Below are 15,663 nucleotides of genomic sequence, written 5' to 3' on the forward strand. Positions count from 1 at the left end.
AGATATGACAATCAGCAATGATCCGGTTGTAATCGTAAGTGCTGCGCGTACGCCCATGGGCGGCTTTCAGGGGGACTTCAAGGGCCTGACCGCGCCGCAACTGGGCGCTGCGGCGATCCGTGCAGCGGTTGAACGCGCGGGTGTTGCTGTCGATGGTGTGCAAGAAGTGTTGTTTGGCTGTGTGCTGTCGGCAGGGATCGGCCAGGCACCTGCCCGTCAGGCCGCCCTGGGGGCCGGGCTGGACAAGGGTACCCGTTGCACCACACTGAACAAGATGTGCGGCTCGGGCATGGAAGCGGCCATTCTTGGGCATGACAGGCTGCTGGCCGGCACTGCCGATGTGGTGGTGGCAGGGGGCATGGAGAGCATGTCCAATGCGCCGTACCTGCTTGATCGCGCCCGCAGCGGTTACCGCATGGGCCATGGCCGGGTGCTGGATCACATGTTCCTTGACGGCCTGGAAGACGCCTATGACCGTGGCCGTCTGATGGGGACTTTTGCCGAAGACTGCGCCCAGAATCACGGTTTTACCCGTGAAGCTCAGGATGCCTTTGCCGTGGCCTCCCTGACCCGTGCGCAGCAGGCCATCAAGGACGGCAGTTTTAGCAGCGAGATCGTCCCGGTGCAGGTGACCGTGGGTAAAGAGCAGCGCCTGATCAGTGATGACGAGCAGCCGCCCAAGGCCAATCTGGCAAAAATTCCAACCCTGAAACCGGCGTTCCGCGAGGGCGGTACGGTTACGGCGGCCAACTCCAGCTCGATTTCCGATGGTGCGGCGGCGCTGGTACTGATGCGTCGCAGCGAAGCGCAAAGACGTGGCCTCAAGCCGTTGGCGGTTATCCACGGCCACGCCGCCTTTGCCGATGAGCCGGGGTTGTTTCCGACTGCACCGGTGGGGGCAATCAAGCGCCTGATGAGCAGCACTGGCTGGGATCTGAACCAGGTCGATCTGTTTGAAATCAACGAAGCGTTCGCTGTGGTCAGCCTGGTAACCATGACCGAGCTGGATATCCCCCACAGCAAGGTCAATATCTACGGCGGCGCCTGTGCCCTGGGGCATCCGATTGGGGCTTCGGGTGCGCGAATACTGGTGACTTTGCTCTCGGCATTGCGCCAGCAAAAGGCTACACGCGGTGTTGCCGCCATCTGCATCGGCGGCGGTGAAGCCACGGCCATTGCCGTGGAATGTCTGTATTAAGGATTTTGTATGCTGCCTACACCCGAACAATTACAAATACGCGAAGCAGCCCGAGAGTTTGCCCAAGAGCGCCTGAAGCCCTTTGCCGCCGAGTGGGACAAGCAGCATCGCTTCCCTCGTGAGGCAATTGCCGAGATGGCTCAATTAGGGTTTTTCGGCATGCTGGTGCCCGAGGAGTGGGGCGGTTGTGACACGGGTTATCAGGCCTATGCCATGGCCCTTGAAGAAGTCGCCGCCGGTGACGGCTCTTGCTCCACGATCATGAGCGTGCATAACTCGGTGGGTTGCGTGCCGATTCTCAAATACGGCAGCGAGGCGCAAAAACAGCAATTTCTGATCCCCCTGGCCAGCGGTGAAATGCTCGGCGCGTTTGCCCTCACCGAGCCGCAGGCCGGCTCCGATGCCAGTGACCTGAAAACCCGAGCCCGCCGCGAAGGCGATCATTACATTCTCAATGGCTGCAAGCAGTTCATTACCTCAGGGCAAAACGCCGGAGTGGTGATCGTGTTTGCGGTGACGGACCCGGCGGCGGGCAAGCGTGGCATTACCGCGTTTATCGTACCCACGGATACTCCGGGTTACAGCGTGGCCCGGGTTGAAGACAAACTGGGGCAGCATGCATCGGACACCTGCCAGATTCTGTTTACTGACCTGAAGATACCGGTGGCCAACCGCCTGGGCGAAGAGGGGCAAGGCTACAAGATTGCCCTGGGCAACCTGGAAGGCGGGCGCATCGGTATTGCCGCACAAGCCGTAGGCATGGCCCGTGCAGCCTTTGAAGCGGCCCGCGACTATGCCCGCGAACGCGTGACCTTTGGCCAGCCCCTGGTGGAGCATCAGGCGGTGGCGTTTCGCCTGGCCGATATGTCGACGGAAATCGCCGTCGCCCGGCAGATGGTCCATTACGCTGCGGCACTGCGTGACAGTGGGCAATCGGCGCTGGTCGAGGCCTCGCAAGCCAAGCTGTTTGCATCGGAAATGGCCGAGCGCGTGTGCTCCAAGGCGTTGCAAACCCTGGGCGGTTATGGCTATTTGAGCGACTTCCCGCTGGAACGGATCTACCGCGATGTGCGGGTGTGCCAGATCTATGAAGGCACCAGTGATATTCAGCGCATGGTCATTTCGCGCAATCTTTGAATCGAGGACATTAGCGATGAGCTACGAAACCATTCTGTTGGACATCCATGGGCAAGTGGGCCTGATTACCCTGAACCGGCCCCAGGCGCTGAATGCTCTGAATGCGCAATTGATCCGCGAAGTAAACCACGCGCTGGACAGGCTGGAAGCCGATAACGGGATTGGCTGTATCGTTATCACCGGCTCGAAGAAATCCTTTGCTGCCGGTGCGGACATCAAGGAGATGGCCGACCTGAGCTACCCGCAAATTTATCTTGATGACCTGTTTTCCGACAGCGACCGTGTGGCGGCCAGGCGCAAGCCGATTATTGCTGCAGTCGCGGGTTTTGCCCTGGGTGGCGGTTGTGAACTGGCAATGATGTGTGACTTTATTCTGGCCGGGGACAACGCCAAATTCGGCCAGCCTGAAATCAACCTGGGGGTGTTGCCGGGCATGGGCGGCACACAGCGCCTGACCCGTGCGGTGGGCAAGGCCAAGGCCATGGAAATGTGCCTGAGCGGGCGCCTGATAGGCGCAGAAGAGGCGGAACGTTCGGGGTTGGTGGCCCGTGTGGTGCCGGTGGATGAATTGCTCGACGAAGCGCTGAAGGTAGCGGCCACCATTGCCAAAAAGTCCCTGCCGGTGCTGATGCAGACCAAGGAATGCGTCAACCGTGCCTTTGAGGTGAACCTGGCTGAAGGTGTGCGTTTCGAGCGTCGGGTATTCCACGCCTTGTTCGCCACACAGGACCAGAAGGAAGGGATGGCGGCGTTTGTTGAAAAACGCGAGGCGCAGTTCAAGAACCAATAACTGCACATGCCTCTATGTGGGAGCGGGCTTGCTCGCGATAGCCTCAACTCGGTGTGTGAGAAGCACCGAGCCGCCTGCATCGCGAGCAAGCCCGCTCCCACTGGTTTTGAGCCAGTTTCTAAAGCAGGTAATTCTTCAACTCCCGCGCAATCACCATGCGCTGAATCTCGCTCGACCCTTCATAAATCTGGGTAATCCGCGCATCGCGGTAGTAGCGCTCCACCGGATAGTCTTCAAGGTAGCCATAGCCACCGTGGATCTGGATGGCTTTGGAACACACATACTCGGCCATTTCCGAAGCAAACAGTTTGGCTTGCGAAGCTTCTGACAGACAGGGCTTGCCCGCGCTGCGCAGGCGCGCCGCATGCAGGATCAGCAGGCGTGCCGCATTGATGCGGGTCTGCATGTCGGCGAGCATATTGGCCACGCTCTGGTGCTCAATGATCGCCTTGTCAAATTGCACCCGGTCACGGGCGTAACCCAGTGCTGCCTCGAAGGCCGCACGGGCGATGCCCAATGCCTGGGCGCCAATGCCGATTCGCCCGCCTTCCAGGTTGGCCAGGGCAATGGCCAGCCCCTTGCCGCGCTCGCCGAGCATATTGGCTTCAGGCACGCTGCAGCTGTTGAGGGTTACCGCGCAGGTGTCCGAGGCGCGGATGCCCATTTTGTGTTCGGTGCGGTCGACAATAAAACCGGGGGTGGCGGTGGGTACCAAAAACGCCGAAATGCCTTTTTTGCCCAGATCAGGGTCGGTTACCGCAAAGACAATGGCCAGTTTGGCGCGCTTGCCATTGCTGACAAACTGCTTGGCACCGGTAATCACCCATTGACCGTCACGCAACTCGGCGCGGGTGCGCAGGTTATGGGCTTCGGAGCCGGCCTGGGGTTCGGTCAGACAGAAGCAGGCGATGGTCTGGCCGCTGGCCAGCTCCGCCAGCCAGGTCTGTTTTTGTGCCTCGCTGCCGTATTTCAGTATCGGCCCGCAGCCCACCGAATTGTGGATGCTCATCAGGGCGCCGGTCGCGGCATCACCTGCGGAGATTTCTTCCACGGCCAGGGCGTAGGCGACGTAATCGACATAAGTGCCACCCCATTCCTCCGGCACCACCATGCCCAGCAACCCCAGTTCGCCAAGCTTGGCCACCAGCGCGTCGTCGATCCAGCCGGCTTTTTCCCAGGCCTGGGCATGGGGGGCGATTTCACGCCGGGCAAAGTCGCGAGCCATGTCGCGGATCATCACTTGTTCTTCGCTCAGTTCGATGTCTTGCATGGCTCAGGCTCCCTTGGCGTTGAATGCGGTGAAGAAACTGGCGACATGGGCTGGATCCAGTGCATTCAGGCTGGGCGGGTTCCACTGCGGTTTCTTGTCCTTGTCGATAATCAATGCACGCACGCCTTCCATCAGGTCGCCGCGATCAAACCACTGGCGATCCAGGTGCAGTTCCAGGGCGAAGCATTGCTCAAGGGGCAGCGCTCGGCCACGGCGCAGCATTTCAAGGGTCACGGCCATCGCCAGCGGCGAGCGGGTTTGCAACAGGTCGGCGGTTTCATTGGCCCAGTCGCGGGTTTCCGGGGCTATGACAGCGCGCAGATGGGCGATAATCCGTGGCATGTCGACCTGGGCGAAAACGCTGTCAATCAGCGGGCGCAACCTGGCCAGCGGTGGGTCGGGCAATACGGTTACGGCGAATCGGGCTACCAGCGCGGTCAGGTCATCGATAGGGGATTTTTGCCAGTTGAGGCTGTCGAGACCCTTGTCCAGTTCAGGCAGTGCGGTGCTTTCCAGATAGCCGTCAGCAAGCCCGCAGTACAAGGCATCGGCAGCGCGGATTTGGACCCCGCTGACGCCCAGGTAAGTGCCTAGCTGACCTGGCGTTCGAGTCAGGAAGTAGCTACCGCCAACGTCAGGAAAATAACCGATGCCCACTTCCGGCATCGCCAATTTGCTGCGCTCGGTAACCAGGCGCAGATCCGCGCCTTGCACCAGGCCCATGCCGCCGCCGAGAACGAAGCCGTCCATCAAGGCCACAACGGGTTTGGGGTAGCGGTGCAGGGTCAGGTCGAGGGCATATTCCTCTTCAAAGAACAGGGTATGCAGGGTGTCGTTGTTTTGATAGCTGTCGTACAGCGAGCGTATATCTCCGCCCGCGCAGAAGGCTTTTTCGCCCGCGCCACGCAGTACCACGGCCTTGACTTGCGGGTCTTCGACCCAGGCATCGAGTTGCTGCTGGAGGCTGCGGACCATTTCAAGATTGATGGCATTGAGTCCGCCTGGGCGGTTCAGGGTCAGGTGGCCAATATGGTTGCGGACCTCGGCCAGAACGGTGCCTTGCAGCTGCGCGATATCCGGTGTCGGTGAGGAGGAAACCTGAGCAGTCATCACTAACTCCCTGCTTTATATTATTTTTAAGGGGGTTCACGGGTGAACGATAACCGATGCTAACAGTGCAAATTTGCCCATTACAACCCTGATAAGTGCAGGGTTGCTGTGCATTTTTGCATATTGGGCGTGCAGCAATGCGCGATCTTATTGCGCCAGCCAGCCACCATCGACATTCCATGCCGCGCCCCGTACCTGACTGCCAGCCTCACTGCATAAAAACAGCACCAGCTCGCCCAGTTGCGGCGGGGTGACGAATTCCAGCGAAGGTTGTTTTTCGGCCAACAGGTCGTGCTGCGCCTGATAGGGGTCAATGCCCTGGCTGATGCGCTGATCAATCTGTTTTTGCACCAGCGGCGTCAGCACCCAGCCCGGGCAAATGGCGTTGCAGGTGATATTGCTGGTGGCGGTTTCCAGGCCCACCACTTTGCTCAGGCCGATTACCCCGTGCTTGGCGGCGACATAGGCGGCCTTGCCGACCGAGCCCACCAGGCCATGAACCGAGGCAATATTGACGATGCGCCCCCAGCCGCGCTTGCGCATGCCGGGCAGGGTGAGGCGGGTGCTGTGGAACACGCTGGACAGGTTGATGGCGATGATCGAATCCCAGCGCTCTACCGGGAACTCTTCGACGCTGGCTACATGCTGAATGCCTGCATTGTTGACCAGGATGTCGACCCCGCCGAATTCGCGCTCGGCATAATCGATCATGTCGGCGATCTGCGCCGGGTCGCTGACATCTGCGGGGTGGTGACCTACCCTGACGCCGAACTGTTCGACTTCGGCAATCACTTTGGCCGGATCGCCAAAACCGTTGAGGATCAGGTTGGCTCCGGCCTTGGCCAGGCTCAATGCGATACCCAGGCCGATGCCGCTGGTGGAGCCGGTAACCAATGCAGTTTTACCTGTAAGGCTCATGATCAATTCCTCGGATGAGTCACGACGGATTCGTGAATGAGGAAACGTAGCACGGGGATTTGCCGTTGCCCAAACGAAACGACCCGCCAAAAGGCGGGCCGTCTTCACGCAGCGCGCAGAGGATCAGTCCTGGCGGCTGGTGACTTCCAGCAGGTGGTAGCCAAACTGGGTTTTAACCGGGCCTTGCACCACGTTGATTGGCGCGCTGAACACGACAGTGTCGAATTCTTTAACCATTTGGCCCGGGCCGAAAGAGCCCAGATCGCCGCCCTGACGGCTGGATGGGCAAGAAGAATTGGCCTTGGCAACTTCGGCGAAATCAGCGCCGCCTTCGATTTGGGCTTTCAGTTCGTTGCACTTGTCTTCGGTGGCAACCAGGATATGACGGGCAGTGGCTTTGGCCATGAGGGTGTACTCCTTTCAAGAAAGTGCCGAGCCTACCGGATTCAGTAGGGTTTTTCTCGGCAAAAAGTGCGCTTTGCTATATTTCGTTGCGGGTTTGCCGGTGGGCTTATGCTCCCGCTGCCTTTAGTCGTCTGGCGTGATCGAGGTAATGGGCGACAGGGTCAATGCGTGTGCGGTTCATTCTGGCCAGGTGATTGATGGTGTCCAGGTGATCCATTGCATAGTCCGAACCGATCACATGGCCCAGATGCGAGCTGAAACGTCCGACCAGCCCGTCGTTCTGTTTGCTCTCGCGGGTGAAGAAACTGCCAAAGATGCGGCAGGCATTGTGTAGAGGGTCGAGCAGATTTAGCGACTCCGACAACCGTGAGCCCTTGATGATGCCGCTCCATGAGTAATAAAGAACGTCATTGACCTGCTCGGGGCCCATGCCGCCCCATGTGGCGGGCAGGCCCTGGGGGTATTTCAGGTTGAAGGCGGCAACGCCTTCGGTGGTCAGCGCGTTGAGGGCTTCAAGGGCGTGTTGCGGTAATTGCCGGTGGCCGGTGATCGCGGACAGGAAACTGGAAAACGAGGTGGTCAGGGCGGCGGCGACGGTTTCGGGGAGCGATCCGGGCACGAAGGCCTGGCGCAAGCGGTCTGCTGCTTCGGAGCCATGATTCGGTCCGCTGACGGAGGTGACGGAGGCGATCAGAAGGGGGGCCACGGCTGCCGCATAGCGGGCTGTCAGGGCACCCTGGCTGTGGCCGATCAGGTTGACCCGTGTTGCCCCGGTGCGCGAGCAAACCCCGCGTATGTATTCAAGCAGCTGCTCGCCCCGGGTCTCGTTGTTGTTGGCGGCCGAGATGATCGGTACGAAAACCCGGGCGCCCGATCCGCCGAGCGCTTGCTTGATGCCTTTGAAGTAGTTGAATGGGCCTATGCGGCCGAAACCGAAGAGGCCGTGTACCAGTAATATCGGATACTTGGTATTGGCTGAGTCGTCCATGGGCTATTTTCCAGGTGTTTTTGAACCATAAAAACACCTTAGTCGATACCGGCTTCGCGCAACCGTAGGCATTGTCCCTGGTTGCGCTGTGGTTTGCCGAACGCGTCTGTCAGGCGATGGCCTTGGCGGTGTGGCGCTGTGTTTGCAACTGATGTGCGGCGTTACGCAGCAGTTGCTCGGTCGCGTCCCAGCCCAGGCAGCCATCGGTCACCGAGACCCCGTAGCGCATGTTTGCACCCAGGGACTGGCAGCCTTCGAACAGATGGCTTTCGAGCATCATGCCGATCAGCGAGTGATCGCCGGCAAGACGTTGTTCAAGCACATCATTGAAGACTTGCGGCTGGCGCAGCGGGTCTTTGCCACTGTTGGCGTGGCTGCAATCGACCATCATGCGGGCCGGGATGGCGGACTTCTCAAGCCCTGCACGCGCCTTGGCGACGCTGGCGCGGTCGTAGTTGGGACCGCTGTGGCCGCCGCGCAACACCAGATGGGTGTCGGGATTGCCACGGGTCTCGACGATTGCCGGGTGGCCCTGGCTGTCGACGCCGAAGTGACGATGGCTGTGGGCGGCGGAACGCATGGCGTCGCAGGCAATGGCCACGCCGCCGTCAGTGCCGTTCTTGAAGCCCACCGGCAAATCAAGCCCGCTGGCCATTTCGCGGTGGATTTGCGATTCCGTGGTGCGGGCGCCAATAGCTACCCAGCCCAGCAAGTCGTCGAAGTAGCCGGCGGCGATGGGTTGCAACAGCTCGGTGGCGACCGGCAGGCCCATGCGCAGCATCTCCAGCATCAATTCGCGCGAAAGGGTCAGGCCGTGGGCCATGTCATCGCTGCCGTCCAGGTGCGGGTCGTAGGCCAGGCCTTTCCAGCCCACGGTGGTGCGCGGTTTTTCAATGTAAGCACGCATTACCAGCAGCATGTCGTCGCGCACATCATGGGCGAGGGCAGCCAGGTTGCTGGCGTATTCCAGGGCGGCGACGGGATCGTGGATGGAGCAAGGGCCGACCACCACCAGTAAACGGGAATCTTCACCGTCAAGGATGGCGCGAATGGCCTGGCGCTGGCTGCTGATCTGGACGCGCAGGGCATCGCTGAGGGGCAGTTGCTGTTTGAGTTGTGCTGCCGTGGGCAGGCGACGGGTCGTCACCGGGGCAGATACAGCGTGTACGGTTGGCAGGGCGGATACGGATGCGTTCATGGTTCGGGCTTCCTGGGCAGGCGGCGGGTTGTCCCGCGCGCTCAGCCCTAGTGGGGTGTTCGACAATTGGCCAGACTGGCTGTAAGTACGTGCGTGCCACCAATGTGGGTCCGTTCGGAGGCGGCAGGCTGTCCCGAACGGTGGCTGATAAATCGCCATGCAGTGCAAAGGTCGAAACGGTAATAAGTGGCGTAGTTCATGGGGTAAATCCTCAATTCAAGAAAATGTCAGGGGCCAAAAAAACAAAACCCCCGGTCGGGAAGCCGACCGGGGGTGAGAATTCTCTGTCAGGCGACCCCTAAGTAGTGGGCGCCGTGTGGGTATCAGGCGCGCCAGTGGCTAAACCAATACCCAAAATAAAATCGTGCTGTGGAGTGCATGTTGTTCGCGCACACAGCAGCAGCCAGACGCGATTGGCGTGTGGTCATGCAGATGGCGGTGGTGGCGTGATGCAACATGGGTGGTCTCCGATTGATGGTTTGCAGCTTACGCGAGGCGAACGGGCAGATTCAATAAGAAAATACTATCTGGAACTCCCACGATCACTATTGACCTGTACGTGTGCAATGCCGGGGCAGGGCGCAGAGCCCTGTAATCGGGCCCCTGAGCCAGTATAAACACTAAATCGGGCCTGTCGCCCGATTAGGCGCATACTCAAGCTAACTCATCATCCTTAGCTTCTGTCAGATGCGTGCCCTGGGACGGAATGATCCCGTCCTTCATGCCCAGAAGAACCGCTACCTTGTGGGCTTCACCACGTTTCCCCTTTTTGCGCCCGGCGAGCACTTGATAAGTGGTAGCCGGGTCTATGCCATGTTCCCGAGCGAACTCTTGAACGGACTTTCCCTGGTGTTCCAGCCATGCCTTGGCTTGTGCAGCGGTACGAATTCCGGTCATAGTTCAAAACCGTTCAAAGTTGTTTAATGTTTATCGATTATACCATCCTTATGGGTGTTTAAAATGGGATCCTACATCCAAATGAGTGGAATTGGTTTGCGCTTGCGGCAGGAGCGAGAGCGGCTAGGTTTGTCGCAAAAAACTTTTGGCGAAATCGGTGGTGTCGAGGCTAATGCCCAGGGCAAATATGAAAATGGTGACCGCGCACCCAAGGCAGATTACTTGTCGCGCGTTGCTGCCCGAGGTGTTGACGTGCTTTACGTGTTGACCGGCAGTCCAACCCCGACCCTGCTAGATAATTTGAGTCACCTTGAAGAGAAGGTGCTGATCAGTTACAGGGTGCTGCACAAGGAGGATCAGGACGCCATTCGCCGCCTCACCACTACCCTGGCAGAATTATCGGCACCTCAAGCGGCAAAGGAACGCCGTGATCCTAAGGAGGTAGATCCCGTCAAGGAATGAATGTTTAAAAGGATTTAATGCTTTGGCAGGGATAGTTGACGCAAGTCGATAGGTTGGTGCTTTAGTTTTTGCTAAGGTGTCGGCAATCAACCAAGACCAATTTGCGAGGTGTCGACTTGATTCGGGTTCTAGTGGTCGATGACCACGATCTTGTGCGTACAGGGATCACACGAATGCTGGCCGATATCGAAGGTCTGCAGGTGGTCGGTCAGGCCGAGTCCGGCGAAGAGTCGTTGCTCAAGGCTCGTGAATTGAAGCCGGATGTGGTCCTGATGGATGTCAAAATGCCTGGCATTGGTGGTCTTGAGGCTACTCGCAAGATGATGCGCAGCCACCCGGATATCAAGGTTGTCGCTGTGACCGTGTGTGAAGAAGACCCTTTTCCTACGCGCTTGCTGCAAGCAGGCGCGGCGGGTTACATGACCAAAGGTGCCGGTCTGGCTGAAATGGTTCAGGCAATTCGCCAGGTGTTCGCAGGCCAGCGCTATATCAGTCCGCAAGTGGCACAGCAACTGGCGCTCAAATCTTTTCAGCCTGCCAGCGACTCTCCCTTCGATGCCTTGTCCGAGCGCGAAATCCAGATCACCCTGATGATTGTTGGCTGTCAGAAGGTTCAGGTTATTTCTGACAAGCTTTGTTTGTCGCCCAAGACGGTAAACACCTATCGCTACCGTATTTACGAGAAGCTCTCGGTCAAGAGCGATGTTGAGCTGGCCTTGCTGGCCGTTCGTCACGGCATGGTTGATGCTGGTTAGAGATGACAGACGTGTTTGATGCAAGTGCATTTCTTTCGACCTGCAGTGGTCGACCCGGCGTGTATCGCATGTTCGACAGCGATGCGCGGCTTCTCTATGTGGGCAAGGCCAAGCACCTGAAAAAACGCCTGGCCAGCTATTTTCGCAAAACCGGCCTGGCGCCCAAGACGGCTGCACTGGTTGCGCGTATTGCGCAAATTGAAACCACTATTACCGCCAACGAAACCGAAGCGCTGTTGCTTGAGCAGACGCTTATCAAAGAGTGGCGTCCGCCGTACAACATCCTGTTGCGCGACGACAAGTCCTATCCCTATGTGTTTTTGTCGGATGGTCAATACCCGCGGCTGAGTATTCACCGCGGTGCCAAAAAACTGAAAGGCAAGTATTTCGGGCCTTACCCCAGCGCCGGCGCCATCCGTGAAAGTCTGAGTATCCTGCAGAAGACTTTTCTGGTGCGTCAGTGCGACGACAGCTACTTCAAAAACAGAACGCGACCTTGCTTGCAGTACCAGATCAAGCGTTGCAAGGCGCCTTGTGTCGGCCTGGTTGACCCGCAGGAATATGCCGAGGACGTACGCCATTCGATCATGTTCCTTGAAGGGCGTAGCAGTGCCCTGACCGATGAGTTGAACGCAGCCATGGAACAGGCTGCCAGCACGCTGGACTTCGAGCGTGCCGCTGAGGTGCGTGACCAGATTTCCTTGCTGCGCCGGGTTCAGGACCAGCAAAGCATGGAGGGCGGTAACGGCGACGTGGACGTGATTGCCGCTTTCGTCAACCCGGGCGGCGCCTGTGTGCACCTGATCAACGTGCGCGGCGGGCGTGTGCTGGGCAGCAAGAATTTTTTCCCTCAGGTAGGTATTGAGGAAGATGTCGCCGAAGTCATGGCGGCCTTTCTTGGCCAGTACTACATCAGCAGCCCCGAGCGCGACCTGCCCAGCGAGTTGATCGTCAACGTGGAGCATGAGAGCTTCGGGGCGATTATCGATGCAATCGCCGAGCTGCGTGGCCGAGAGCTGGCGATCAGCTATCGTGTGCGTGGCACCCGGGCGCGCTGGCAGCAGTTGGCGGTCACCAACGCCGAGCAAGCGCTGATGGCCCGCCTGACCAATCGCCTGCATGTGGCGGCGCGTTTTGAAGCCTTGGCCCAGGTATTGAAACTCGATGAGATTCCGCAGCGCCTGGAGTGCTATGACATCAGCCACTCCAGCGGCGAGGCCACTGTGGCGTCCTGCGTGGTGTTTGGCCCCGAGGGGCCGATCAAGTCCGACTACCGGCGCTTTAACATTGAAGGTGTCACGCCTGGCGACGACTATGCGGCCATGCACCAGGCACTGATGCGGCGCTTCAGTCGACTCAAGGAGGGAGAGGGCAAACTGCCGGACATTCTTCTGGTCGACGGTGGCAAGGGGCAGATGTCGATGGCCCGTGATGTGCTGAATGAATTGGCAGTACCCGACCTGATTTTGCTTGGCGTGGCCAAAGGTACGACGCGCAAGGCCGGTTTTGAAACGCTTTACCTGAATGATGCGGCCCATGAATTCACCCTCAAGGGTGACTCGCCGGCCTTGCATCTGATCCAGCAAATCCGTGACGAGGCCCACCGCTTTGCAATTACCGGGCACCGGGCGCGACGCGGAAAAACCCGTCGAACCTCAACGCTGGAAGGCATTGCAGGGGTAGGGCCGACCCGCCGCCGAGATTTATTGAAACATTTTGGTGGCTTACAGGAGCTATCTCGTGCAAGCATCGAGGAGATCGCCAAAGCACCCGGGATCAGTAAAAAGCTCGCTGAGTTGATTTATGCAAACCTGCACAGCGAGTAGAATGCCACCTCACCTCGTAGCCAGTTGTGCCGATGAATATCCCTAATTTGATCACCGTACTACGCGTTCTACTTATTCCTTTCTTCATTTTGTTGTTTTACCTGCCTTACAGCTGGAGTTATGCAGCCGCCAGCTCAGTCTTTGCCTTTGCGGCGGCGACCGACTGGCTTGACGGCTACCTGGCCCGCCGGCTGGAGCAGAGCACGCCTTTTGGTGCCTTTCTGGATCCGGTGGCCGACAAGTTGATGGTGGCTGTGGCTTTGGTGTTGCTGGTGCAAGAGCATCACAACGTGTGGCTGACCTTGCCGGCGGCGGTGATTATTGGCCGTGAGATCGTCATCTCCGCGTTGCGCGAGTGGATGGCGGAGCTGGGGGCACGGACCCAGGTTGCGGTCTCGAACATGGGCAAATGGAAAACCGCAGCGCAAATGCTCGCTCTGGTCATACTGCTGGCCAATCCGTCGGACTTCAGCTTCTGGGTATTGGTAGGGTACGGGTTGCTGTTGGTAGCTGCCGGTCTGACCCTGTGGTCGATGCTCCAGTATTTGCGGGCTGCCTGGCCGCATCTGAAGACCACCTCGGTAAAATAAATAAAACTTTTTAAAACAAAGGCTTGACGCGTTATTAGATTTCTATAGAATGCGCATCACCAAGCGGGAATAGCTCAGTTGGTAGAGCACGACCTTGCCAAGGTCGGGGTCGCGAGTTCGAGTCTCGTTTCCCGCTCCAAACATGGCCCAGTGAATTCAATCGGATTCGCAAGGGCAGAACAAAGGACCTTCGGGTCCTTTTTTCGTTTCTGGCGTTTTATTCGGGGATGCTGAATCGCTCTTCTGAAGCCGCGGGCTGAAAATGATGTGCGCCCGACACAGCGTATTGATCTATTAAATGCCCAACCGTTTGCTATTCCCTGGCCTGTTTGATTGAGACGTTGAATATGGGTTTATTTAAAGTTCGCAGCTCTTTCAAGAAAAGCGCACTTGCCCCGCCAGCGACCCACTTCACTCAAGTCCGGCGCCATCAGCTCCCGGACAGCAGATTGCGATTTCATGTTTAGTGCATCATGTTTAATGATCTTTAGCGCTTTAATATGTTAGCGAAATCAATCAGTTGATCAGCTCTGCCCATCAGCGGGTATTCGCCCGCTGAATAACGGCGCGCTCTTGTTGTATTGTCCTACAAGGCAATTGATTTCTATATAACAGGCTCTGGCAACGGATCAGGAATATTGGTAGTTTGCGCCCCGTTGATCACTGGACCTCTAATAATGAAAAAACTATTCTTCAAGACCACCCTCGGTCTTGCCGTTGCACTTGCGTCGTCTCAGCTACTTGCCAGCGGTCTTGCAATCAATGAACAAAGTATCAGCGGCATGGGCACTGGCTTCGCCGGCCGCTCGTCCTCTGCCGATGATGCCAGTACCGTATACGGCAACCCTGCGGGCATGGCGCGCCTGAAACAGGAGCAGGTGAGTGCAGGTGCTGCCTTGCTTGTGGCGAAAACCGATATCAGCCATACCCGCAGTACCTTTGGCGGCAAGGAAGACGGCGATATGGTGCCGTTGACTGCGGTGCCAATGGGTTATTACGTCAAGCCGATTGATGAACACTGGGCTTTCGGTGTCGGTTTCTATGTGCCGTTTGGTTTGATTACGGACTATGGCAGTGGTTTCGCCGGCCGCTACTTCGCCAATAAAAGCAAGATTCAAGTCATGACGTTCCAGCCTACGGTCAGCTATGCCTTCAATGACAAGGTGTCGATCGGGTTTGGTCCGACCATCAACCGCATTGACGGTGAACTGACTTCACAAGTGCCAAATGCCCTTACCCCGGGCAGTAACGACGGCAAGGTGAAGATCAGCGGCGATGACACGGCCATCGGTTTCAACGCCGGCATCCTGGTACAGGCCACTGACAGCACCCGTGTGGGCCTGACGTATCACTCCAAGGTCAGTTACAACCTCAAGGGCACTACCAAGGTCACTGGCGGTACCTTCAGCCTGCTGGGCCTGAGCGGCCAGAGCTACGATGCCAAGCTGGACCTGGACACGCCGGAGTCCGTGGACTTCTCGGTCACTCACCAGCTCAATGATGACTGGACCCTGTATGCGGGGAGCACCTGGACCCGCTGGAGCCGCCTCAAGGACATTACCGCTCAGAACAGTGATGTCAGCCCGCGTCTTGGCGGCTCGTTGAGCACCATTACCGAGGAGCAGAACTGGCACGACACCTGGGCCCACGCCATTGGCGTCGCGTATCAGTTGAATCCGCAATGGGTGTTGCGCACGGGCTTGTCAGTCGATGAGTCGCCGACCAACAACAGCAACCGTTCGCCGCGTATCCCCACCGGTGACCGTACCGCCATCAGCTTCGGCGCTGGCTGGACGCCGGTGAGTAACATGACGATCGACCTGGCGTACTCCTACCTGTGGGAAGACAGTACCAAGGTCAACGACAGCTCGGCTTCCAAGGGCGCGTACAGCTCTACCTACAAAAACAGCGCGAGCGGTTTTGGTACTTCGATCACCTATCGTTTCTGATCTGCGGGTTTACGCAATATCACTGCAGTGATCTGAAGCAGAGTAGGGCCAGATATGTTTCGCATTTATTGCGGCGCATATCTGGCTCAAACCCTAGGCTCTGTACGTAAAGTATTGTCGCAAGCACCGCATAGCGCAGGCCAATGAGACCATCGCCGCAAAACTTGTTG

At 58.1% G+C, this 15,663-nt stretch carries 15 protein-coding genes and 1 tRNA gene; 9 read left to right on the forward strand and 7 right to left on the reverse strand.

Annotation, left to right across the window (positions count from 1 at the left end):
• Window positions 1–4 precede the first annotated feature (4 nt).
• The 3 genes from GHN92_RS14995 to GHN92_RS15005 are packed head-to-tail and all read left to right on the forward strand — an operon-like array spanning window position 5 to window position 3,125.
• The gene (locus tag GHN92_RS14995; RefSeq protein WP_153380498.1) at window positions 5–1,198 is read left to right on the forward strand and encodes an acetyl-CoA C-acyltransferase; all 1,194 of its coding nucleotides are present in this window, start codon (window positions 5–7) and stop codon (window positions 1,196–1,198) included.
• 9 nt (window positions 1,199–1,207) lie between these two features.
• On the forward strand, window positions 1,208–2,335 hold the full coding sequence (locus GHN92_RS15000; protein WP_095021148.1) for an acyl-CoA dehydrogenase: 1,128 nt from the start codon (window positions 1,208–1,210) through the stop codon (window positions 2,333–2,335).
• A 16-nt stretch (window positions 2,336–2,351) separates the two neighbouring features.
• Window positions 2,352–3,125: an enoyl-CoA hydratase gene (locus GHN92_RS15005; protein WP_095000021.1), complete on the forward strand. Its 774-nt coding sequence runs from the start codon at window positions 2,352–2,354 to the stop codon at window positions 3,123–3,125.
• Window positions 3,126–3,243: 118 nt separating this feature from the next.
• Here GHN92_RS15005 and GHN92_RS15010 read toward each other — a convergent pair whose 3' ends face one another.
• The 7 genes from GHN92_RS15010 to GHN92_RS15040 form a co-directional block, all read right to left on the reverse strand.
• Window positions 3,244–4,395: an acyl-CoA dehydrogenase family protein gene (locus GHN92_RS15010; RefSeq protein WP_095000022.1), complete on the reverse strand. Its 1,152-nt coding sequence runs from the start codon at window positions 4,393–4,395 to the stop codon at window positions 3,244–3,246.
• A 3-nt stretch (window positions 4,396–4,398) separates the two neighbouring features.
• Window positions 4,399–5,505, reverse strand: a complete 1,107-nt coding sequence (locus tag GHN92_RS15015) for an enoyl-CoA hydratase/isomerase family protein (RefSeq protein ID WP_153380500.1) — start codon at window positions 5,503–5,505, stop codon at window positions 4,399–4,401.
• 147 nt (window positions 5,506–5,652) lie between these two features.
• Window positions 5,653–6,423, reverse strand: a complete 771-nt coding sequence (locus GHN92_RS15020) for a 3-hydroxybutyrate dehydrogenase (protein WP_153326651.1) — start codon at window positions 6,421–6,423, stop codon at window positions 5,653–5,655.
• Between the two features lie 123 nt (window positions 6,424–6,546).
• Window positions 6,547–6,828 (reverse strand): peptidylprolyl isomerase, encoded by a 282-nt coding sequence (locus GHN92_RS15025; protein WP_016781241.1) that lies wholly within the window; start codon window positions 6,826–6,828, stop codon window positions 6,547–6,549.
• Window positions 6,829–6,934: 106 nt separating this feature from the next.
• Entirely contained in the window at window positions 6,935–7,816 is an 882-nt protein-coding gene (locus GHN92_RS15030) for a triacylglycerol lipase (RefSeq protein WP_095000024.1), read from the reverse strand.
• Between the two features lie 109 nt (window positions 7,817–7,925).
• Window positions 7,926–9,014, reverse strand: a complete 1,089-nt coding sequence (locus tag GHN92_RS15035; RefSeq protein WP_095018454.1) for a 3-deoxy-7-phosphoheptulonate synthase — start codon at window positions 9,012–9,014, stop codon at window positions 7,926–7,928.
• Window positions 9,015–9,668: 654 nt separating this feature from the next.
• The gene (locus GHN92_RS15040; RefSeq protein WP_095018455.1) at window positions 9,669–9,911 is read right to left on the reverse strand and encodes a DNA-binding protein; all 243 of its coding nucleotides are present in this window, start codon (window positions 9,909–9,911) and stop codon (window positions 9,669–9,671) included.
• Between the two features lie 81 nt (window positions 9,912–9,992).
• Between GHN92_RS15040 and GHN92_RS15045 the strand changes: the two genes are divergently transcribed.
• The 6 genes from GHN92_RS15045 (at window position 9,993) to GHN92_RS15070 (ending at window position 15,493) form a co-directional block, all read left to right on the forward strand.
• Window positions 9,993–10,373, forward strand: coding sequence for a helix-turn-helix domain-containing protein (locus GHN92_RS15045; RefSeq protein ID WP_095000026.1), 381 nt, complete (start codon window positions 9,993–9,995; stop codon window positions 10,371–10,373).
• 116 nt (window positions 10,374–10,489) lie between these two features.
• Window positions 10,490–11,128 carry a UvrY/SirA/GacA family response regulator transcription factor gene (gene uvrY, locus GHN92_RS15050; protein WP_095000027.1) on the forward strand — a complete coding sequence of 213 codons (639 nt, stop codon included), beginning with the start codon at window positions 10,490–10,492 and terminating at the stop codon, window positions 11,126–11,128.
• 2 nt (window positions 11,129–11,130) lie between these two features.
• Window positions 11,131–12,954 (forward strand): excinuclease ABC subunit UvrC, encoded by a 1,824-nt coding sequence (gene uvrC, locus GHN92_RS15055; protein WP_095000028.1) that lies wholly within the window; start codon window positions 11,131–11,133, stop codon window positions 12,952–12,954.
• A 32-nt stretch (window positions 12,955–12,986) separates the two neighbouring features.
• On the forward strand, window positions 12,987–13,544 hold the full coding sequence (pgsA, locus tag GHN92_RS15060; protein ID WP_153380502.1) for a CDP-diacylglycerol--glycerol-3-phosphate 3-phosphatidyltransferase: 558 nt from the start codon (window positions 12,987–12,989) through the stop codon (window positions 13,542–13,544).
• 63 nt (window positions 13,545–13,607) lie between these two features.
• Window positions 13,608–13,683: transfer RNA gene (locus GHN92_RS15065), tRNA-Gly, on the forward strand.
• 538 nt (window positions 13,684–14,221) lie between these two features.
• Complete coding sequence (locus tag GHN92_RS15070; protein ID WP_095018457.1) at window positions 14,222–15,493, forward strand: OmpP1/FadL family transporter; 1,272 nt, start codon at window positions 14,222–14,224, stop codon at window positions 15,491–15,493.
• Window positions 15,494–15,663: the final 170 nt, after the last annotated feature.

Origin of the sequence: Pseudomonas sp. FSL R10-2964, from assembly GCF_009600035.1 — a bacterium.
GTDB classification, from domain to species: Bacteria; Pseudomonadota; Gammaproteobacteria; order Pseudomonadales; family Pseudomonadaceae; genus Aquipseudomonas; species Aquipseudomonas bubulae.